At 51.1% G+C, this 22,646-nt stretch carries 16 protein-coding genes; 8 read left to right on the top strand and 8 right to left on the bottom strand.

Annotated elements, in window-relative coordinates; all coding sequences use genetic code 11:
* The 6 genes from rimJ to VFA_RS06250 form a co-directional block, all read right to left on the bottom strand.
* Window positions 1-576, bottom strand: coding sequence for a ribosomal protein S5-alanine N-acetyltransferase (gene rimJ / locus VFA_RS06275; protein WP_004725745.1), 576 nt, complete (start codon window positions 574-576; stop codon window positions 1-3).
* Complete coding sequence (gene tyrR / locus VFA_RS06270) at window positions 576-2,120, bottom strand: transcriptional regulator TyrR (protein ID WP_004725743.1); 1,545 nt, start codon at window positions 2,118-2,120, stop codon at window positions 576-578. The genes rimJ and tyrR overlap by 1 nt, the downstream gene beginning before the upstream one ends.
* Window positions 2,121-2,222: 102 nt before the next feature.
* Window positions 2,223-3,245 (bottom strand): YcjF family protein, encoded by a 1,023-nt coding sequence (locus VFA_RS06265; RefSeq protein WP_004725741.1) that lies wholly within the window; start codon window positions 3,243-3,245, stop codon window positions 2,223-2,225.
* A complete protein-coding gene (locus VFA_RS06260) occupies window positions 3,242-4,621 on the bottom strand; it encodes a YcjX family GTP-binding protein (protein ID WP_004725738.1) in 1,380 nt (459 codons plus the stop codon). The genes VFA_RS06265 and VFA_RS06260 overlap by 4 nt, the downstream gene beginning before the upstream one ends.
* A 130-nt stretch (window positions 4,622-4,751) precedes the next feature.
* Window positions 4,752-4,937 carry a hypothetical protein gene (locus tag VFA_RS06255; protein WP_004725736.1) on the bottom strand — a complete coding sequence of 62 codons (186 nt, stop codon included), beginning with the start codon at window positions 4,935-4,937 and terminating at the stop codon, window positions 4,752-4,754.
* 142 nt (window positions 4,938-5,079) lie between these two features.
* Window positions 5,080-6,597 (bottom strand): fumarate hydratase, encoded by a 1,518-nt coding sequence (locus VFA_RS06250; RefSeq protein ID WP_004725734.1) that lies wholly within the window; start codon window positions 6,595-6,597, stop codon window positions 5,080-5,082.
* Between the two features lie 198 nt (window positions 6,598-6,795).
* On the opposite strand from VFA_RS06250, the gene pabB reads away from it, so the two are divergent.
* A complete protein-coding gene (gene pabB, locus VFA_RS06245; RefSeq protein ID WP_004725732.1) occupies window positions 6,796-8,163 on the top strand; it encodes an aminodeoxychorismate synthase component 1 in 1,368 nt (455 codons plus the stop codon).
* Here pabB and VFA_RS06240 read toward each other — a convergent pair.
* Window positions 8,160-9,866 carry an ATP-binding protein gene (locus VFA_RS06240; protein ID WP_004725730.1) on the bottom strand — a complete coding sequence of 569 codons (1,707 nt, stop codon included), beginning with the start codon at window positions 9,864-9,866 and terminating at the stop codon, window positions 8,160-8,162. The two genes, pabB and VFA_RS06240, sit on opposite strands and share 4 nt — an antisense overlap.
* A gap of 8 nt (window positions 9,867-9,874) precedes the next feature.
* Window positions 9,875-10,417: a heme NO-binding domain-containing protein gene (locus VFA_RS06235; RefSeq protein WP_004725728.1), complete on the bottom strand. Its 543-nt coding sequence runs from the start codon at window positions 10,415-10,417 to the stop codon at window positions 9,875-9,877.
* Window positions 10,418-10,501: 84 nt separating this feature from the next.
* On the opposite strand from VFA_RS06235, the gene VFA_RS06230 reads away from it, so the two are divergent.
* From VFA_RS06230 to VFA_RS06200, 7 genes are all read left to right on the top strand, one after another.
* Window positions 10,502-11,107 (top strand): CoA pyrophosphatase, encoded by a 606-nt coding sequence (locus VFA_RS06230; RefSeq protein WP_004725726.1) that lies wholly within the window; start codon window positions 10,502-10,504, stop codon window positions 11,105-11,107.
* Between the two features lie 296 nt (window positions 11,108-11,403).
* Entirely contained in the window at window positions 11,404-12,657 is a 1,254-nt protein-coding gene (locus VFA_RS06225; RefSeq protein WP_038151086.1) for an aromatic amino acid transport family protein, read from the top strand.
* Window positions 12,658-12,749: 92 nt separating this feature from the next.
* Window positions 12,750-14,111 carry an L-serine ammonia-lyase gene (locus tag VFA_RS06220; protein ID WP_038151083.1) on the top strand — a complete coding sequence of 454 codons (1,362 nt, stop codon included), beginning with the start codon at window positions 12,750-12,752 and terminating at the stop codon, window positions 14,109-14,111.
* A 166-nt stretch (window positions 14,112-14,277) separates the two neighbouring features.
* Window positions 14,278-15,465 carry an efflux RND transporter periplasmic adaptor subunit gene (locus tag VFA_RS06215; RefSeq protein WP_038151080.1) on the top strand — a complete coding sequence of 396 codons (1,188 nt, stop codon included), beginning with the start codon at window positions 14,278-14,280 and terminating at the stop codon, window positions 15,463-15,465.
* Entirely contained in the window at window positions 15,465-17,423 is a 1,959-nt protein-coding gene (locus VFA_RS06210; RefSeq protein WP_004725718.1) for a MacB family efflux pump subunit, read from the top strand. The genes VFA_RS06215 and VFA_RS06210 overlap by 1 nt, the downstream gene beginning before the upstream one ends.
* Window positions 17,424-17,429: 6 nt before the next feature.
* A complete protein-coding gene (locus tag VFA_RS06205) occupies window positions 17,430-18,800 on the top strand; it encodes an efflux transporter outer membrane subunit (protein WP_004725716.1) in 1,371 nt (456 codons plus the stop codon).
* Between the two features lie 414 nt (window positions 18,801-19,214).
* Complete coding sequence (locus tag VFA_RS06200) at window positions 19,215-22,616, top strand: thrombospondin type 3 repeat-containing protein (protein ID WP_232281688.1); 3,402 nt, start codon at window positions 19,215-19,217, stop codon at window positions 22,614-22,616.
* Window positions 22,617-22,646 lie beyond the last annotated feature (30 nt).

The following is a 22,646-nucleotide window of genomic DNA, read 5'->3' as shown; positions in this document are numbered from 1 at the left end:
TTATTCATTCCAGTTGGGGTTCACCAAAGCGGTGAGGTTGTGATCCTGCCATTGACCATCGATCAACAGATAGTCTTTGGCATGACCTTCAATGACAAAACCGAGCCGCTGCAAGACCGCTTCACTGCGTGTGTTGTGCGGCATGTAAGACGCCATCACCCGGTGCATCTTTTGCTCATTGAACATGTAGTCGCACGCCATCTTCAGCGCGCGCGTCATGATGTGTTTGCCCTGAGCGTGTTCAGCCAACGAATACCCCACATTGCACGCATAAAATGGAAAGCGTGAAATGTTACTGAACGATATCGTGCCCAGCATGTCATCGCTCTCGGCATCGATAATCAACAGATAAAACCCCAGCGCCATTTTGTGCAATTCTCGCAGCTTAATCAGGCGTTGCTGCCAGCCTAGCTCTGAGAAAAACGCCTCTTCACGCTTGGGCTCCCAAGGTTGGAGGTAGTCACGGTTGGTAATGAAATAGTGCGTGATGCGCGCAGCGTCATCAAAATCCGCCGTGCGCAAAATAATCTCACCATCCACTTTGTAGACATGACCTGAGGTGTTGTATCCATCCATTAGCGTTTCTTAATCCCGTAATCACGCAGTTTATTCGCCACCGACGTGTGCGACACATTGAGGCGTTTCGCCAATTTACGACTCGACGGGAACGATTGATACAGGCGATCCAGCACCTGCGCTTCGTAGTCCTTCATGATGTCGTCGAGCGAGCCGTCCAGATTGATGTTAGCCGTACCCGTTGCCACCGTTTCAAGCTGTGGCAGATGGAAGTAATCGACCGTCAGCAAACCATCCGGCATTTCCGTCAGCGCGCGCAGCACCATGTTGTCCAACTGACGCATGTTGCCCGGCCATTGGTATTGCGCCAGTTGATCGAGCAAATCGTCAGCCAGCTTCGGCTTCATCATGCCCAATTTGTTGCTATGTTTGGCAATGAACAGTTCTAGCAGCGGTTGAATGTCGCTCGGGCGCTCACGCAATGGTGGAATGCGCAGCGTCAGGACGTTCAGGCGATAAAACAGGTCTTCACGGAATTTGCCGGATTCGGCCAGCTCCGCCAAATTGTGACGTGTTGACGCAATCACGCGCACATCGACGTGCACTTCGTGCTCTTCTCCCACACGGCGGAAGGTGCCGTCTTGCAAGAAACGCAACAATTTGATTTGCAGGTGGGGGCTCATTTCTCCGATTTCATCGAGGAACACGGTGCCACCATTGGCCTGCTCAAAGATACCTTTGTGGCCCTGCTGATGGTTAAACGAACCGGGCGCGTGGCCAAACAGTTCGGTTTCTGCCACATCATCCGGCATGGACGCGCAGCTCAACACCAAAAATGGCAAGCCTGCGCGGTTGGAGCGATTGTGACACGCACGCGCCAACATTTCTTTGCCCGTACCAGTTTCCCCTTCCAGCAACAGCGGCTGATCGAGCATGGCAAGTTTTTTTGCGTGATTCATCAACGCTTTGTGGCGGTTTGATACGCCGACAAAATGTTCGAAACCGAGGTTGTTGTGCAGCGGCAAGTGATCGTTCGCCACCACATGCGTTGACGCCGGGCGAATGATCATCATCGAACTCGCCAACGTTGACTCTTTCGACTCACCGGTAATGTAGACCGGCATCAGTTCCATCACGTAATCCAAGCCGTCCAGCACCACATCTTCACGCACGCGCGCTTTACTGCCATCCACCCAACGGGCGAAGTTAAATGCGGGCAGCAATGTCGATGCATGAACGCCGATCATCTCTTGCGACTCTTTGTTAAACAATGAAAGCGCAGCGTGGTTCGCCATGTCCACCGACCCTTTGAGATCGATAGCAAGCACCGCATCCGGCAAATTGTTGAGTAGCGAAATCAGTTCGGTGTTGTGGCGTTCAATGGGCATGAACTGGATTTTACGAACATCTTTGACACCCGGAATACGACGAATTTCCGCCATCAGCTCGCTGAAGGTTTCAAAATCAATGTCAGGGCAGTTGAGGTAAATAATGCCGATCACATCGATTTCAATTCCACGTAAATCGATGTTTTTCGAAGCGAGAATATCGAGCAGTTCTCGGGTTAGCCCGAGCCTGTCTTCACAAGAGACTTCAAGACGCACTGAATGGTATCCTAATCAGAAAGTGTCACGAAAAGTTGACAGTAGTTTCTATCAAGGCCTTTAGGGCGTCAAGCAATCTCTTGTTTCAGGTCGCACTTTCGCTTATTTGACGGTAAGCGCCGTGACTTTTGCCACGATTTGTTTGCGAATGGCGCTCAATTTAACCGCGCGCTCTTTGTGCCACGGCAGTGGGCGCAGTAACGACATCGCTTTCAAGCCCAGCCGCGCAGTCAAAATACCCACGCCCAACCCCTGCCCTGCGCGCGCAGAAATTTTACCAGCTAAATCCATCGACAGCAGATCCATGCTGGCATCAATTGCCAGCTCACTCGCACCCGCCGCCGCCATGTTCACCAGCACCGCTTTAAACAATTTCAAACGCGACCAATACCCCAGCTCGACGCCATACAAATCGGCGAGCTGGTCAATCATTTTGAAATTGCGCCACGCCACCAGCAACATATCGGCGATCGCCAACGGGCTGATGGCCACCAACGCTGCCGCTTCGGTGGCATGTTGCGACACCAGTTGGGTCGCCTGTTTGTCTTGTTCGCTCAATACCATCGCGTCGTACATCTCCAGCACTTCAGCATCGCTGTGACTGCTGTCGAGGCTGCTCTGCCAACGTTGATAGGCCGGGCTTTTGGTTTGAATGCCGCTCGCTTTGGCAATCTGTTCACAGAACGCCTGACCATGTCCCACCGCATCGGTGGTGATCAGCGCCTCGGCCTGTTCTTGCACCGAGAAATGGTGGCGTAGTTTGCGCAGTTTCCACAACTCTTTCCCCATTGCGCTCACGCCAAGCCCCGCCAACACGGAGATGAAGCCCGCCCAGCCCAAGCTGAGCCAATCGGCACTTTGAATCGACGTCACCACATTATCGATGGCCTGCCACGCCACTAAGCCGGAAAATGTACTGAGCAGCGTCACGGCAAACCACTTGCGCCCCCGTTTGGGGCGAATCACTTGTTCTAGCTGCGATTCCACAGCAGTTTCGCTCTCTTCCGTCACCGTGGGTACAAACCGCTCGGTGGCAGCAAACTGTTGCTGCGCATTCAATTCGACGTGAGGTTCATCTGCTTGCAGCGGCTGACTGAACACTTGCTTCGTTTTTAATTCGCTCATTTCAGTTTGTCTCCAATCAGAATGTCTAACGCTTTATCCAGACGAATGTGTTTGCAAGGCTCATCGCTGCTGTTGTCCATCGGGCGAAACGCCGTGAAATCAAACTGGCTCTGTTGCCAATAGTTCGGATTCGGCAGTTTTTTCGGCACGTCACCCGGATAAATGGTGAGCGCGTCCCCTCCCAACGTGACCCCTTGAATCGCCGAGACTTTTCCGTGAGGCGTCTCGATGTACCCCGATTGAGTTGCGCGCACCGACGCCATGCTGATGCAGGTCATCTCGATGTTTTCATATGCGGCATGTTGCCACGCGGGATGAATCATCTGTTGCAGCAGCGACACCATATTCGGGTGCTGATCCGGTGTCACGTGGTCGGCTTTGGTCGCCGCAAACAAGACTTTATCGATTTTGGGTGCAAACATGCGGCTCAACATGCCGCTGCGGCCGTAGCGAAAACTCTGCATGATCTGCTCAATGGCGCTGCGCATGTCCATAAATGATTCATGTCCTTCATTGAGCGGCGACAAGCAATCCACCAACACAATCTGACGATCAAAGGTGGCGAAATGATGTTTGTAAAACGCCTTCACCACTTTGTTTTGGTACTCTTCATAACGCTGTTTGAGCAGCGCAAGCATCGAGTGCTTCACTGTTTTGCGGTCACTGCTGATGTCGCGACACGGAAAGAACTGTAACACTGGCGCGCCTTCCAGCTCACCGGGCAACACGAAACGCCCAGGTTGCACCCAATGCAACCCTTGATCTTTGCACTGATGCAGGTAATCGGTGTACAGCTCAGCAATCTGCGCCAGCGTCTTTTCGTTCGCTTCCTGATCTAAATCGAGCGTCTCCAGCGCCGCCAGCCAAGGTTTCGCCAATTCAGCACGCGTGCCATGCAGCGCATTAAACTGCTGCGCAGACCACGTCGCGAAGTCGAGTTCAAGCAGCGGCAAGTCCAATAGCCATTCGCCCGGATAGTCGATGATGTCGAGATAAAGCGTCGACGTGGCGCTGATGAGTTTGCGCGTGCGGCGCTTACTTTGATACTTGATCGCCAAACGGATTTCGCTGACGTCGCGGGTCGGCACCGGCCATTGCGGCGGCAGGCTGTGTAACTGTTCCATCGCTTCGTCGTACCCAAAGCGCGGCACCATTAAGTTGGTCTGCGGCACTCGCTTGGCGCCAATGATGCGCTTGTCACGCGCGGCGGCCAGAAGCGGCAAGTTGTCGTGCGTTGAGGTGTGCAAAAGCTGATTAACCAGAGAACTGATAAACGCCGTTTTCCCGGCGCGAGATAGCCCCGTCACCGCCAAACGCACGTGAGAATCTAAACCGCGATGGATCAGGTCCGATACTTCTTGGCCAATTCGCTTCATTCAAGGTCTCCACTGGAATTCAATCACTGATATCGAGCATGGTAGCTGCTGTAATCTTAATACGAGATGAATAAAAAAGCCCCTGAATAAAATCAGAGGCTTAGTATTCGTTTGTTGCGATTGATTCGGACTAATCTTCTTCAATCAGCTTGTAGATCACAAACAACGAAATTTGCAGCAAGACAAACAGAACACAGGTGATCGTGACGTAGTTATTATCAAAGATGCTGATCCCGTGCAAAATCAGGTCGTAACCAAGAAAAGCTCCCACCACAACCGCAATCGCGATTTGCAGGATTCGAATAAAGCGAGGCATGTTGCTCTCCTGACGTTTTTAATAAGTGACTTAAGTATGATAGAGAAAGAGTATATAGAAAAAAGGTGCTGCGGACGCTGCACCTTTGTCATTTATTTGCTAAGAGTTGCATTACTCGGATCACAGACCCGAGCTGTAACGCTTATTTTGCTGCTTCAGCAATTTTGACTTTCCACGTATCTGGGCCCACTTGGTGTGCGTTGACCCCTTGCGAATCGACCGCAACCGTCACAGGCATGTCTTCAACTTCAAATTCGTAAATCGCTTCCATCCCCAGATCTTCAAACGCAACCACGCGCGCTTTCTTGATCGCTTTCGACACGAGATACGCTGCGCCGCCTACAGCCATCAGGTAAACCGCTTTATGATTTTTGATGGATTCAACCGTTGCTGGGCCACGTTCTGCTTTACCAATCATTCCCATGATGCCGGTTTTATCAAGCATCATGTCAGTGAATTTATCCATACGAGTCGAGGTCGTTGGGCCAGCAGGACCCACCGCTTCGTCACCCACCGCGTCAACGGGGCCCACGTAGTAAATGAATTTACCTTTGAAGTCGACGCCTTCTGGCAAACCTTCACCGTTATCGAGCATGGTTTGAATGCGTTTGTGCGCCGCATCGCGACCCGTCAGCAATTTACCAGACAGCAGCAACGTTTCGCCGGTCTTCCATTGTTGCGCTTCTTCAGCCGTTACCGTATCTAGGTTGACGCGGCGTGTGTTTGCGCCCGCTTCCCACGTAATTTGTGGCCACTCTTCCAGTTTTGGTGGCTGCAGATCCGCAGGACCCGTGCCGTCGAGCGTGAAGTGCACGTGACGCGTTGCCGCACAGTTTGGAATCAAGCACACCGGCTTCGATGCCGCGTGCGTTGGTGCGGTTTTGATCTTCACATCAACGACTGTCGTTAAGCCGCCCAGACCTTGCGCGCCGATACCCAGCTTGTTCACACGGTTGAAGATATCCAGACGCAGCTCTTCTTCTGCGTTTTGTGGACCGCGTTCAATCAGTTCTTGAATATCGATGTGTTCCATCAATGATTCTTTTGCCAGTACCGCCGCTTTCTCAGCCGTACCGCCGATACCAATACCCAACATGCCCGGCGGACACCAACCTGCGCCCATAGCTGGCAGCGTTTTCTCCACCCATTCAGCAATGTCATCAGACGGGTTCAACATCACCATCTTGGTTTTGTTTTCACTACCGCCGCCTTTCGCTGCGATCTGAATTTCCACGGTGTTGCCCGGTACCATGTTGATGTGTACCACAGCTGGTGTGTTGTCTTTGGTGTTGATGCGTTTGCCAGCAGGATCCATCAGTACCGATGCACGCAACGGGTTATCCGGATTGGTGTAAGCCTGACGAACCCCTTCATCCACCATCTGCTGAACCGTCATGTCGGTCGAGTCCCACTGAACACCCATACCGATGTTGACGAAACAGGTCACGATACCGGTATCCTGACAGATAGGACGATGGCCTTCTGCAGACATACGAGAGTTAATCAGAATTTGGGCAATCGCGTCTTTCGCGGCCTGACTTTCTTCACGGTGGTAGGCTTTTTCAAGGGCTTGGACAAAGTCCAGAGGGTGGTAGTAAGAAATGTACTGAAGTGCATCAGCGACACTGCTGATCACATCCTGCTTGCGTATTACCGTCATTGCATGCCTCGTTATCATTATGCTTCCATGGGCTGAGGCTTGAGAGAATTGCGCGGCATGTCCGCGGAGCCAGAAGGCGAAATTCGACCGAACATGAGCACGTCTATCAAGTAGCAGCTTTTCGTTGGAGTTTTATGATACTCTTGCTTTCCTCAACACGCTACGCAGTGAACTGTCTCTTTGTCACAATTTACACAAATGAATAACAACGAAAAATCCCCGATTCAAGCCAAGCCGCTCACTTATCAACCGGATCTTGCCAATCAGCTGTTTTCTAAGGTCGAACATGAGCCTTGGGCGATGTTACTCCGTTCTGCATCCGAGACGCATATCGACAGTCGCTTCGACATTTTGGTCGCACGCCCGCTCGTCACCCTGACCACATTTGGCGAAGAGACCGAAGTGCGTGAACCTAGTGGCGTGACATTGTCACAAGACGATCCGTTCGATCTCATCGCAACGCTGCAACAGCATTACTTGCCAGCACTCCCCTACGACGACGATCTGCCATTTATTGGCGGCGCATTAGGTTACTTTGCTTATGATTTGGGCCGTCGTGTTGAGCGCATTCCCACCCTGGCAGAGCACGATCTGACTGTGCCGGATATGGCCATCGGTTTGTATGAATGGGCGGTAGTCGTCGACCACCACACCCAAACCGCGCGGGTGATTGGTCAAAACATTGCGAGTGCGGATGCGCTGCTTGAAGCGCCCACGCCAACCCAAGCCAATCCCTTTGCGTTGACGTCACCGTGGCGCTCTAACATGACGCCGAATAGCTATCGAGAAAAATTCATTCAGGTGCAAGAGTATCTGCGCTCGGGTGACTGTTACCAAATCAACCTAGCACAGCGTTTTCAAGCCCATTACCAAGGCAGCGAATGGCACGCCTATTTGAAGCTTGAACAGTTTAACTTGGCGCCATTTTCGGCCTTCATTCGTACCGAACAAGGCGCAATTTTAAGCGTGTCGCCAGAGCGTTTTCTTCAGGCGCACGAGCGTGCAATCGAAACCAAGCCAATCAAAGGCACTCGTCCACGCAGCGATGACCCCATCATCGACGCTGAGTATGCGAAAGCGCTGGCAGCGGCGGAAAAAGATCAGGCCGAAAACCTGATGATTGTCGATTTGCTACGCAATGACATTGGCCGCGTGGCCAAACCGGGTTCTGTGCATGTGCCAAAGCTGTTCGACATCGAAACCTTCCCGGCGGTGCATCATTTGGTGAGTACCATTCGTGCCGAGCTGGACGCACAATACAGTTACGCCGACCTGCTGCGCGCAGGCTTTCCGGGTGGTTCCATCACCGGCGCCCCTAAAGTGCGTGCCATGGCCATCATTGAGGAATTAGAACCGCATCGCCGCAGCGCCTATTGCGGTTCGATTGGTTACATCAGCCGTCATGGCCGCATGGACACCAGCATCACCATTCGTACGCTGGTCGCGCAAAAGCAGCAGTTATATGCATGGGCGGGCGGTGGTCTCGTCGCCGACAGCCAATGGGAAGCTGAATATCAGGAAACGCTGGATAAACTCAGCCGCATCCTTCCGGTATTGGCCGATTAACTTAACCATTTATTGAGAATGGCATCCAGCTCGGTCGCGGTATACGGCTTGGTCAGGATGTCATTCATGCCACACGCCATACAACGGGCGCGCTCTTCTAGTGTAGTGGCCGCCGTTAACGCGATGATGGGCATCCCAAAGCCGCTTTCCCTCAACCTTTCCGTGGCATCAAAACCATCCATCCCGGGCATACGACAATCCATAAAAATCAGGTCATACGGTTTGCTTTCCACCGCTTTGATTGCCTCAATGCCATTTTCGCAGTTGTCCGGTGTTAGATTCACCTTTTTGAGCATCTGATTAATCACCAACTGATTCATGCGGATATCATCGACCACCAAAATGGCGCGCTCTGGTAGCGGCGGCTTTTGCGAGCGCGATGGGCGGCCTTCGTATACCGGCACGCGAGCATCTTGCGTGCCGACTTGCAGTGGAATGGAGACAAAAAACTCGGTACCTTCCCCTTCGACGCTGGAAAAATCGATGCTCCCGTTCATCAGCTCTACCAGATTTTTGCAAATGGCCAGCCCCAATCCCGTGCCTTCGTATTGACGGCTTGATGAACGATCAACTTGGGTAAACGGGTCAAACAAGGTGTCATGAGCCGCCAGCGGAATGCCAATGCCGGTATCGCTGATGCGCAGCAGCAGTCGCTCATCCACCCAGCGCGCTGCCACCGTCACCGCGCCTCGATGGGTAAACTTGATCGCATTACCGACCAGATTGACCAAAATCTGATTAATCCGTTCAACATCGCCAATCCAATAGGTTGGAAACTCACCACGCGTGTTGACCACAAACTCGATCTTTTTCTCACGCGCTTTGGGGGAAAAGATGCCGTTGAGGGTATGTTCCAAATCTTGCCAGCGAAACTGAGTCAGGATGAGTTGCATCATGCCAGCGTTCATTTTGCTGAAATCCAGCAAATCGTTGATGATCACGCGCAGCATGTCGCCCGAATGCTGAAGGTTGGTTAAATAGCTGAGTTGTTCTGGATCGAGCGACGTATCCGATAGCAGCTCGGCGCTGCCAAGCAATCCGTTCAGAGGCGTGCGTAGCTCGTGGTTGATCATCGCGACAAACTCTTTGGTCGCCTTTTCAGACTCCTCCGCCCGTTTACGCGATTCATCTTGGCGTTTCATGATCAACTGGCGGCTCAATGCACTGCACAGCAACTCGCCCACCAGCGACAACTGCTTCACAATGAAATCTCGCTCGATGTTGTCGGGATGAGTGGCAAACACCAAATGTCCCGCAGCAAGGCGTTCGACCATCAATGGCAGGCACAAATGATCGTGCTGCCAGTGCGGCACTTCCACATAAGGTTGAATGGTCGCAAGTTCCGAGACGCCCAATTGATTGCCCACTAAGCCATCGACTTGATCGGGAGACAACTGCAGGAACACATGCTCAATCACTGGGCTTTGCGTCAAGCGTTCAAGCAACGTCGTCAACAGCGCGCTATCTAACGTTCGTGACAAGAACGCCCGCCCAAAATAAATCAGCGTGGAGTCGATGTGCTCTTCAAACTCAAACTTATGCAAATCCTGCGATGTCTGTTTCTGCAACTGCTTCAGAGCCAGGTTCAACTGTTGGTTGGCGTGGTAGAGTTCATAACTCTTCTGTTCGAGCAACTTCTCAGCTTCTTTTCGCGCAGCAATTTCCCGTTTGAGTTTCCTTTCCATCGGAGACTCAGGACTCATGCGTTCACCTATTCCATTTGCGTGACCGTAAACCTGACACAGCGGTTGTCGTCGGTTTGGGGTTCCATCACCACATCGATTTTTTCACCGAAGTAATCCGCGCAGCCTTGCAAAAGCCCAAGGCAAACATGGGACATGCACCGTGCGCTCTGGTAATCGAACGTCACTGCGGTGGATGATTCATCGATAAATTCAAACTTAGGTGGTTTGGCATCGGGGTAGAGCTTTTTCACTTCCACGTGTATGTAGTCCTCCACGTGGCGAATGAACGCAAAGCACCCTTTGACCTGGGACAGATTGGCCGACGCAGGTACCGTGCGATACAGCGACTGAAAAATACTGGCGCCGAACACGCGTTGCAGCTCATTGGCATCGATCCCCGTCACCTGACTGAGCTCAACAATGAGTTTCACTAACGCTTGATGATCGTAACTGCCTACCGACGTATACACACCCGAATCTTTTGCTTGTTCAAGAACTTGGTCTAATACCGCTAAGCCAAATTTATCTTCAACCAGCTCGAGAAACTCAGTAAAAATAATTCCTTTCATATTATTGAGCTATCCTTAAACTAGGCTCATAAAAGCATGATTCATAAAGTTTAGATTTTCAAATCACCGAGGGAGAGAATCATTTTGCGTCGTATTAGCAAAGCCGAATTAATTCAGGGTTTCCAGTTGAAAACGCCTGTAGGTTATCACGCAGAATCGCTCCATCGCGTCGCTCACCTCGCCTCACGTTCCTTACGAAAAGCATCCGTTCTGATTGGTTTTGTGGAACGTCCGACCGGGTTAAACGTCGTGCTGACCAAACGCGCCGCGCATTTGAAACATCACCCCGGTCAAATCAGTTTTCCCGGCGGGAAATATGAAGAAGGCGACGGCACGCTGTATCAAACCGCCATGCGCGAAGCGCGCGAAGAAATTGGGATTTCGGAAGATCAGATCCAGATTCTGGGGCAATTGCCTGAACTGGTCACCGTCAGTAAATTCGCTGTAACGCCAGTGTTAGCATTCATTTCGCCAGATTATAGAAGCTGCATCGATAAGAACGAAGTGGAAGAAGTATTCGAGGTACCGGCCGACTTCCTACTGGATCGTCGACAACTGTTCAGTAATACCTTTCAGATAAAAAACACCCCGCACAGGGTGTTCGCCATCCCATATAAACATCATTTTATATGGGGTATGACAGCACAAATCATCCAATCCCTACAAAAACATATAAATGGTGGTCAGTAACCCCAAACAACCTAGTGGTATTAGCCTTTTACTAACAGGTTGCCTACATTTTACACCCCTTGCGCAATCGTTTGCTTCGGGTTTTTCTCATCCTTCGACATACTCGGATAACTTTATCTAATCCATTCCGTTAACATTTTTTACATGTAGCACAGTTTTTTCGTGATCCACGATGTGTTTTTGACATATCATTCAATAAGCGCAGATAATTCATGATTTAGATCTATTTTTCGTAGGAGAAAATTCTGCAAAATTGCGCTCGACTTATTTCCTGTTCCCAAAATGAGTAAAACAACATGAATACAACAACTACGGTTTCGTCTACCACACAATCTGCTGGTAAATGGACCTATAAAGATTTCGTATGGTCTCTGTCGCTATTCGGCACCGCCGTTGGTGCAGGCGTGCTGTTCCTACCTATCAAAGCAGGTGCGGGCGGTTTTTGGCCATTAGTTATTTTAGCCCTTATCGCTGCTCCAATGACGTGGTTCGCTCACAAAAGCTTGGCCCGTTTTGTTTTGTCTGCGAAAAACCCTGAATCGGACATCACCGACACAGTAGAAGAGCACTTTGGTAAAACTGGCGCTAACCTTATTACCTTTGCTTACTTTTTTGCGATTTACCCTATCGTGCTGATCTACGGTGTTGGTATCACGAATACGGTGGATTCGTTCTTGGTTAACCAAATCGGCATGGAATCCATTCCACGCTGGCTACTGTCTGCTGCGCTGATTTCAGCCATGACAGCGGGCGTTGTGTTTGGTAAGGAATTGATGCTGAAAGCAACCTCTGCGATGGTTTACCCACTGGTATTCATCCTGTTGGCGCTGTCTGTCTTCCTGATCCCAGAATGGAACACATCCATGATGCAAGTGGCACCTGATTGGTCTGCTATGCCAGCAGTCATTTGGCTTGCGATTCCAATCATCGTGTTCTCATTCAACCACAGCCCAATCATCAGCCAGTTCACCAAAGAACAGCGCATGCAACATGGTGAAAATGCCGTTGTTAAAACGGACATGATCACTGGTGGCGCAGCGATGATGCTGATGGGTTTTGTGATGTTCTTCGTTTTCTCTGTGGTTCTTTCTCTGTCGCCAGAAGAGCTAGCGATGGCACAAGCGCAAAACATCAGCGTTCTGTCTTACTTGGCTAACATCCACGCATCACCCCTGATCTCTTACTTAGGTCCAATCGTGGCATTTGCGGCAATCACATCAAGTTACTTTGGCCACTTCTTGGGTGCACACGAAGGTCTGGTTGGTCTGGTGAAATCTCGCAGTGCAATGCCGGTCAACAAAATCGAGAAAGTCTCTCTGGCATTCATCGTCGTCACCACTTGGATCGTCGCGATTATTAACCCAAGTATCCTTGGCATGATTGAAACCATGGGCGCACCAATGATTGCTGCAATCTTGTTCCTACTGCCTGTATTCGCAATGCAAAAAGTGCCTGCGATGGCGAAGTACAAGACTTCAACACCAGTGCAAATTTTCACAGTTATTTGTGGTCTTGCTGCCATTAGTTCTGTAATCTACGGCGCTCTTTAATCTCGGCCTCACGCATGAGTTTAAAGCACAGAATATAACGATAATAAAGAGCCTCCCTTTTCTAAGGGGGGCTTACTTTTGAGGTAATCAATATGATTAGTGTATTTGATATCTATAAAATCGGTGTCGGTCCTTCGAGCTCACATACAGTCGGACCGATGAAAGCGGGTAAGCAGTTTATTGATGACCTGCGTGCAATGGGAAAATTGCGCGACATCACTAAAATCACCGTGGACGTTTATGGATCATTATCACTGACAGGGAAAGGTCACCACACTGATATCGCAATCATCATGGGCCTGGCAGGCAACTCGCCAGAGAAAGTGGATATCGATGCAATTCCGGGCTTCATGGCTCGCGTTGAAGAAACTGAACGCCTTCCTGTTGGCATGCACTGTCATACGGTCTCCTTCCCTCGCGAAGGCGGCATGAATTTCCACAAATCGAATCTGTCACTGCACGAAAACGGCATGCAGATCCACGCGTGGATTGACGATGAAGTTGCTTACTCGAAAACTTACTACTCGATCGGTGGTGGTTTCATTGTTGACGAAGAGAACTTTGGTAAAGCGATTGAATCTCCGGTTCAAGTGCCTTACCCATTCAGCTCTGCTGAAGAACTGGTTCATCAGTGTAAAGAAAGTGGCCTGTCGATGAGTACACTGGTCATGGCAAACGAAAAAGCGCTGCATTCGGATGAAGAAGTACGCACTTATTTTGCCAACATCTGGCGCACCATGCGTGAGTGTATGGAACGCGGCATGAGCACTGAAGGCATTCTGCCTGGGCCACTGCGCGTGCCTCGCCGTGCGGCAGCACTGCGTCAACAACTGCTGACGTCTGAAAAAATCACCAACGACCCAATGGCTGTGGTTGACTGGGTGAACATGTACGCTTTTGCCGTGAACGAAGAAAACGCTGCCGGTGGCCGCGTGGTGACAGCACCAACGAACGGCGCTTGTGGCATCATTCCTGCTGTTTTAGCGTACTACGACAAGTTCATCCAAACCGTGACCGAAAAAGATTACATCCGTTACTTTGCGGCTTCTGGCGCAATCGGTGGTCTGTACAAGCAAAACGCATCCATCTCTGGCGCTGAAGTGGGCTGTCAGGGTGAAGTGGGCGTTGCCTGTTCAATGGCGGCTGCGGGTCTGGCTGAACTGCTGGGTGGTAGCCCTGAGCAAGTGTGTATGGCGGCTGAAATCGCGATGGAACACAACCTTGGCCTGACGTGTGACCCGGTTGCCGGTCAAGTGCAGGTGCCATGTATCGAACGTAACGGTATTGCAGCAGTGAAAGCAATCAACTCGACCCGTATGGCACTGCGTCGCTCTTCTGCGCCGCGCGTGTCTCTGGATAAAGTGATTGAGACCATGCTGGAAACCGGTAAAGACATGAACGCGAAGTACCGCGAAACGTCTACAGGCGGCCTGGCAGTGAAAGTGATCTGCTAATCCCCCACCGGAACAAACCAAGCCCGATGCCCTGTCATCGGGCTTTTTTGTGCCTGCTTGACGAATCTTTACTTAGTTTTACTCACTAACGACTTGTTTCAAATCGCGATCCGCTTATAAATAGTCATCATTATCACCATGCAAAAATGGGTTTGTTTTTAGTCTCATGTCAAAACGTCTTATGAAGAAAAAAGTCATTGCCATCGCATTAGTTGGCCTTTTCGCAGCCGGAGCTGGCTACTATTTCTATCCAAAGGAAACGCCACCGAGTTTTGCGACCGAAACGGTCTATCGTGGCAAAATTGAAAATACTGTGCTGGCCACCGGGATGCTGCAAGCGTCCAAATTAGTTGCTGTGGGTGCGCAGGTCTCCGGTCAAATTGAGAAACTGGCCGTTTCGCTGGGCGATGAAGTCAAACAAGGCGATTTGGTGGCTCAAATTGACAGCCTGACCCAACAAAACTCACTCAAAGAAGCCAATGCGTCGCTCAATAGCATCAACGCACAAATCCGCGCCAAACAGGCGCAAATTCGCCAAGCGCAAGCCGAATACAATCGTCAAAAAGGCATGTTGGCAGACAAAGCCAGCTCCAAAGCCGACTATGAATCCGCGGAAGCATCACTTGAAGTTTACAAAGCAGAGCTTGAACAACTGAAAGCCAATTTGGAGCAAGCCAAAATTACCGTGGACAGCGCCAAAGTGGATTTGGGTTACACCACCATTCAAGCGCCGTTTAATGGCACCGTGGTTTACAGCGCCGTCGAAGAAGGCCAAACCGTGAACGCCAATCAAACCACCCCCACCATCATCGAACTGGCTCAGCTCGACAAGATGACCATCAAAGCGCAAATTTCAGAAGCCGACGTGGTCAATGTGAAGCCGGGTCTGCCCGTCTATTTCACCATTTTGGGGAAACCGAATAAGCGTTATCACGGCACATTACGCGCCATTGAACCAGGCCCAACCCTGATGGATGGGGATGATAAAGATCTATCCGTGAGTGATTCAGAAGCAATTTACTACCACGGCCTGTTTGAAGTGGATAACCCAGATCGCGTGCTGCGTATTGGCATGACGGCGCAAGTCTCTGTGATTTTAGATAAAGCCGATGACGCGCTCTTGGTCCCTGCGCAAGTCTTGATTCGTCAACCGGGGCGTGAACAGAGCTATCAAGTACCCGTGCTAGTCAATGGCAAGGAAGAGATGCGTGATGTGACCGTTGGCATTAATAACAAGGTCAACGCCGAAATCACGTCTGGCTTGAATGAAGGCGATCAAATCATTTTGGGCATGCCGGGTCAAAATGCCACCTCATCGAATCGTCGCATGGGCCCACCGGGGATGCGTTTCTGATGACACAAGCGTTACTTCAAATTAATCACGTTCACCGCCACTTTGCGGCAGGCGACGAGACGCTTACCGTACTCAAAGACGTCAACTTGACGATTGAGCGCGGTGAGATGGTCGCGATCGTCGGCGCATCCGGCTCCGGTAAATCGACCCTGATGAATATTCTGGGTTGTCTTGATCAGCCCAGCACGGGCGAGTACTGGATCAACGGCCAAGATACGTCGACGCTCGATTCTGACGAACTGGCACGCCTACGCCGCGAATACTTCGGCTTTATCTTTCAGCGCTATCACCTGCTCGGTGATTTGACGGCCCTTGGCAACGTAGAAATTCCTGCCATTTACGCTGGTTACGACAAAACATCGCGCCAAGAACGCGCCACGTCCCTACTCGGCCGTTTGGGATTGTCTGATCGCTTGGATCACAAACCGAACCAACTCAGTGGCGGCCAACAGCAACGGGTGTCCGTTGCACGGGCATTGGTCAACGGTGGCGATGTCATTTTGGCTGATGAGCCCACCGGCGCGCTCGACAGCAAAAGCGGCTCAGAAATGATGCAGCTCCTGCAAGAGCTGCATCAAATGGGTCACACCATCATCATCGTGACGCACGATATGAAGGTGGCCGAGTACGCCGACCGCATCATCGAAATTAAGGATGGTGAGATCCTCAGCGACACTGTCAACAAACCAGCTCAAGCTGCGACAAACTTCGACGCCGTCAAAGACCCCAAAGCCAACACGGCATTTTCTCGCAGCCGCAAACTGCTGGATGATTTTTGGGAAGCGCTCAAAATGGCGCTGCTCGCCATGTCAAACCACAGATTGCGTACCTTCTTAACCATGTTGGGCATCATCATCGGTATCGCCTCCGTGGTGTCGGTGGTGGCGCTCGGGAACGGCTCACAGAAATCCATTCTCGACAGTATCTCCTCCATGGGGACCAACACCATCGACATCATGCCCGGAACCGGATTTGGTGACCGGCGCTCCGGGCGAGTCCGCACCTTAACGGCGGCGGATGCAAATGCGCTATCCAATCTGTCATTTGTCGACAGCGTGACGCCGACGCTGAGTACGTCCGTGACGATCAAATACGGTAACCAAGCCGTCACCGCCACGGTGCAAGGGGTTGGCCCAGACTTTTTCCGCGTGCGCGGCTATGAGCTAAGCGATGGTCAATACTGGGATCAATCGAGCGTGCAAGCCATGGCGCAAGAAGCCGTGATTGACAACAACACCCTGAAATCCTTGTTCCCGAATCAAGACCCGATTGGCGAAGTGATTTTCGCAGGCAATTTGCCGGTCCGTATCATTGGTGTCACGAAAGCCAAAGAAAGTGCGTTCGGTAATAGCGACTCGCTCAACATCTGGGTACCCTACACCACCGTCAGTGCGCGCATGATGGGTCAGAACTATCTGGATCGTATTTCGGTTCGCGTGAATGACCATACGCCGAGCGATGCCGCTGAACAGGCGATCATCTCCTTGCTGAAAATGCGCCACGGCACGCAGGATTTCTTTACCATCAACACCGATACCATTCAGCAAAACATTCAGAAAACCACTGCGACCATGACGCTGCTTATCTCCGCCATTGCGGTCATCTCCCTGATTGTTGGCGGTATTGGGGTGATGAACATCATGCTGGTGTCGGTCACAGAACGGACGCGTGAAATTGGGGTGCGTATGGCGGTGGGTGCGAGACAAAGCGACATTTTGCGCCAGTTCCTGATTGAAGCAGTTTTGGTTTGTTTGTGTGGCGGGACGATCGGTATCGGGGTCGCCTATTTAGTTGGTGCGCTGTTTGCCACCTTTGGTAGTAGTTTTTCTATGATTTATTCAACCACATCCATTGTGTCTGCGTTCTTGTGTTCCACCCTGATCGGCGTTTTGTTTGGTTATTTGCCTGCGAAAAATGCAGCGCAACTGAACCCAATTGACGCCTTGGCACGGGAGTAACCCTTCATGAAACGCTATCAATATTCGACCATCGCTTTGTGCGTCTTGTTGGCAACAGGCTGCGTGGCGCGCTCCGAACTCCCCGAGCAACAGCTGGATGTGCCAGCGCAATGGCAAAACGGCCAGTCACAGCCTCAAGAACAAGCCATAAGCCGTTGGTGGACCAGCTTTGGCGATCCACAACTCGATGGCTGGATCGACCAAGTGCTCGCATCCAACAGTGATTTAGCGCTGGCCACCCTCACACTGCGCCAAGCCCGCTTAGAAGCCGGTTTAGCCACCAGCGATACTTATCCGGATGTCTCTGGCACCGTGTCAGCAGATCGCTCCAAGCCACTCGATGGTGGCGACAGTTCGAAGAGTTATCAAGCCAGTCTGAGTGTCAGTTATGAGTTGGATCTATGGGGCAAATTGTCAGCCGCCAAAGACGAGGCGATGTGGACAGCGCTAGCAACACAACAAGAGCGTGAAGCCACAGCGCAAAGTTTGGTCGCAACCACTGCGCAGCTGTATTGGCAGATTGGTTATCTCAATCAACGGGTCGAACTGAGCAACAATGACATCAACGATGCCCAAGAGACGCTCGCACTGACCGAAAGTCAGTATCGTCACGGGTCGGTCACGCGCCTGAACGTGCTTGAAGCGCAGCGCACACTGGCCGGGCTTGAAGCAACACATCGCGACTACCTGCAACAACGCACGGAAGCAGTCAACGCGTTTGCGATTTTGTTTGATCAGCCGCCGCAAGACTTGGCATCACGCATTCCTGCCCTACCCGATTACGCCGTTCCTGCGGTGGAAGCGGGTGTACCTGCCGATGTCTTGAGCCGTCGTCCCGATGTCAAACAAGCCTTGTTCGAACTGAAATCAACACTCGCCGCCAAAGACTACAGCGATACCAACTACTTCCCATCGCTCACGCTGACGGGCGCGTTGGGCGGCTCGTCGACCGAACTGCGTAAGTTGCTGAGCGATCCCATTGGCTCACTGGGCGCAGACCTGACCATGCCGTTTCTGAATTGGAATGAAATGCAGCTCAATCGCGACATTGCGCAAGTGAAATATGAATCAGCCATCATCACTTATCGCAAAACACTGTATGCCGCTTTCCAAGATGTCGACAATGCGCTGTCCGCCAAAGAAAACTACGCGTTTCAGGCCGAGAAACTGCAAAAACAGTACGACGCCGCAGCAGAGGCCGCCCGCATTTATCAAAGTCAGTATGAATACGGCGCGATTGAGATCACCACCTTGCTCGATGCACAGGAAAATGAACGCAGCGCCAAAGCCTCGTTATTGGAAAACCGTTACAACCAATTGGTGAATATGGCAACGGTCTATCAGAGCTTAGGGGGTGAGGATATTATTCAGGAATAATTCATTCTTTCGTTGAGTTATTGATTGATAAAAACTCACCTAACGTATGAGTACCAACGCTTTTGTCCGATCACGATGATCATTTCAAAAGCTTGGTACTCAGTACATGATTAAGAGAGATGCGTCACAGTGTTCCCAATTATTATTATTATCTCTGTATTTTACGTCTCTTCTCTGTAGCCACTTGTTTTATGGCGTGATTACTCCCACCTATCGTTTTCCCCTTCCCCCTTATTGACATATAACCTGAATATATCCTGTTCATTTTATTTACACTCAACGACCATCGTCATTGATTCGTCAACGATTCGTCATTTGACAAATACAGTTCATAAATTATTTTTCGATGTGATATTCACCCAATAAATATCAAAAATAACGATTCACATCAGAACTAAGGAATTGTCTATGCGAATGAAAACGTCAGTAATCGCATTGGGGCTGTTCAGTAGCCTCACACTGTACGGTTGTGGAAGTGATGATTCAGAGGAATCCACCACCAGTTACAGTGTCAAAGCGATCGATGGTTACTTAAACGGCGCTCTGGTCTGGCTTGACCTAAATGAAAACTTCCAACTGGATGAAGGTGAGCCAAGTGCGACCTCCCAAGCAGGCGGGGTCGCAACACTCGATGTTGACGGCATTGAAGATCCCTCGATTTATCCGGTCGTCGTGCAGGCGATCGCCAACGAAACCATTGATGAAGACACGGGCAACGCCATTGTCACAGGCTTTACCATGTCGGCCCCCGCCGGTGTCGCTCAAGTCACCCCCTTGTCGACCTTGGTGCATCTTGAAGTGAAATCCGGCGGCTCGGCCGACATTGCCGCCGCAACCACCAAAATCGCCAATCAACTTGGCATTAACGAAGCCGACGTCCTGTCTGATTATGGAACCGACAGCGGCAGTAAAACGGCGGCTTTCGCTGCGCGTAACTTGGTGTCATCGCAATCCATTCCAGAATCACCCAGCGAACTCAATGATGCCGCCAATGACACCGATGGTACCAATGAAGTCCTCGACAACGCGGCAGAAAAATCAGCCACGATTAAGACCACCGTCGAGTCAAGCAGTGAAGAAGAGTTGGAGAACATTTACCTCAACAGTGCCGGTAATCTCGACGAAGACTCCGACGGTGATGGATTTCCAAACGCCGACGACGATTTCGATGACGATCCACTGGAATGGCGCGACACCGATCAGGATGGTACGGGCGACAATGCCGATACCGATGATGACGACGATGGCGTACTCGATGCAGACGATGCTTTCCCACGCAACGGGGACGAAACCACAGACACTGATGGTGATGGTATTGGTGACAACGCCGACCCCGATATTGATGGCGATGGCTACCTCAACGAAGACGATGATTTCCAAACGAACCCACTTGAATGGTTAGATACCGACGACGATGGCACCGGAAACAACGCTGACACCGACGATGATGGCGATGGCGTGCTCGATACGGAAGACGACTTCCCACTAGATAGCAGCGAAACCACCGATACCGATGGTGATGGCATTGGTAACGAAGCAGATACCGATGACGACGGTGATGGCGTGCCTGACGTGATCGACGGCGACGCCTTGGATCCTGACGTTGGCGCCAGTGATATTGGCCAGATCATTGCCTACATGGCTGAGCAAACAACGCTCTACGCCGTGTATGCAGACGAAGACGACAACGACGTGATGCGCGTTTATAGTGAGCAACTCGATGTCAGCGGCACCATGGCGACCATGACCACACAGACGGTTGTGAAAGCCAACAAAACCGAAGTCGACGTCGATATTGGCAACTCTGATTGGTTGCTGACATCGTCAGGCTGGGTGACGCAAAGTGGTGAATACACCATCGACTTTTCCAACAATCTGTTAGTCGCTTATCCCACCGATTATCCTGACATGAGTTATTCGCTCAGCGGCAGTATTACGTCACTGGTCGATGAGGTGATTGCAGAGAGTGACTTTGATTGGGATGAGTATACCGATGAGAGCGCCACCTTCCCGGCCGATTCTTATCTGATCAAACTGGGGTTAACGCCAACACAAGATACTTACTACTTGTGGGATTGGACCCCGTATTTGCATGACAACCTCAATAGTGATAGTCGCAATGACATCACAGCACTGAGCGAGTTGATATTTGACACGCTGGGGGCCAGCTCGGTATCCACCGGAGAGTTCCAAGGCATGAGTATCGGCGAGGACATTGCGGTGAAATTCGTCGATGATAGCAGCAGCAAAACCGCGCAATACTACACCATCGATTGGGATTCAGGCTTTGCCACACTCGTTGCGACCGGCACCTGGTCTTTGGAAACGGTCAACACCGAATCCTTGTTGCTGTTTAGCGTTCCGAGCGCTGCGCTCACCGCGTTTGGCGATGATTTCGATGAACCAACGGCGGACATGTTGGTCAGCGTGTATGATGGCGCCGTTTACATCGGGAATCACGAAACAGCGGATGTTTTGCTTGAGAAAGAAGACATCGTGCTGATCAGCGCAGCAGCGAAAGAAGCATTGGTTAACGCCGCCGACATTCCACTCACACAATGCAACGAAGGCGATTCGGACGGTACCACCACTGTGGGAATGACCGAATTTGAAGCCGCGATCGAAAGCTGTTACGGGGCGAGCCCAATCACCACTGAGATGGTCAGCGGCCAGAACTTCCATCGCATCCGTGGTGACGGGAGTACGCGTGATTACACCTTCAATGCCGATGGTTCGCTGACGGTTTACAAAGATAGTGTTGAGTCGTACACCGCCTTGTGGACCATCGAAAACAACTACGTCAAGATCACGTATGAAGGCAATACCGAGGAGAGCTGGTATTGGGCGCTGGTCGATTACAACGACACCAACTGGTCACTGAAATTCCTTGAGACTTATCTCGAAGACACCACACCCATCACTGAAATTTGGGCGGACACGGTGAGCTTGGTGGATGTGGGAAGCTGCGTGATTGAAGAGGGTTTGGAGAAAACCTACAGCGACTTTGTTGCGACCTTGAGTGCCTATGAACAGTGTCACGAAGGGCTGCCAAGTATTTCGACAGCCGACCTTGATGGTGCTGAGTTGTATCGCGTGAAGTCCAATGGCGAAACACGACTCTATACCTTCGCTTCAGATGGTGCCGCCACGTACTACAAAGATGGCGTCGCACGTTCGCGAACCTGGTCGATCAATGACGAGGGATTCATCGAAATTCGGTATTCCGACACTGGTATCGATCAATACCTGGCACTGCTGGATGAACCAGAAAACGATGAACTCCAATTTGCCGTGTTTGCTCCGGACGACAGCGAAATCTGGCTCACACAATACACAAGTATTGATGGCTATCCCGACATTGAAGAGTGCACAACGGGTAACTCTGACTACGATGAGAATGATGATCCAATCACCACCTCAACCTATGCAGAATACACCCAGTACGTGGACGATTGCTTGGCAACAACAGGCTCTGACGCCGCATTCAGCAGCGACTTCATGGAAGAGTTGCCACGCAGTATGAACACCACTTATGACGGCGAAGTTGAGTCCTATACCTTCAACGCGGATGGCGCAACAGGCACCTACAGTGAAGGCACTGAATCCTTCAACTTTAGCTGGAGCGTTGACGATGAGTTGGGCGAGTTAATTGTCACGTTGAACGTCAATGGGCAAACTTACATTGATAATATCCGTATCGTCGATTCCGATGGCGTTCAGTTCTCAATGAAAGTGCTCTCGCGCTCAACTGAGTTGGATGGCACCGATGAAACCAGTGGCGGCGATCTGTGGACGGGAATTTATACATTTGAATAATTCCCCCCACACGCCAACATAAACGATAAA

Source organism: Vibrio furnissii CIP 102972 (genome assembly GCF_000176175.1).
Classification (GTDB): Bacteria; Pseudomonadota; Gammaproteobacteria; order Enterobacterales; family Vibrionaceae; genus Vibrio; species Vibrio furnissii.
The sequence above is the reverse complement of the archived record's forward strand: the minus strand, read 5'-3'. Positions and strand labels throughout refer to the sequence as shown.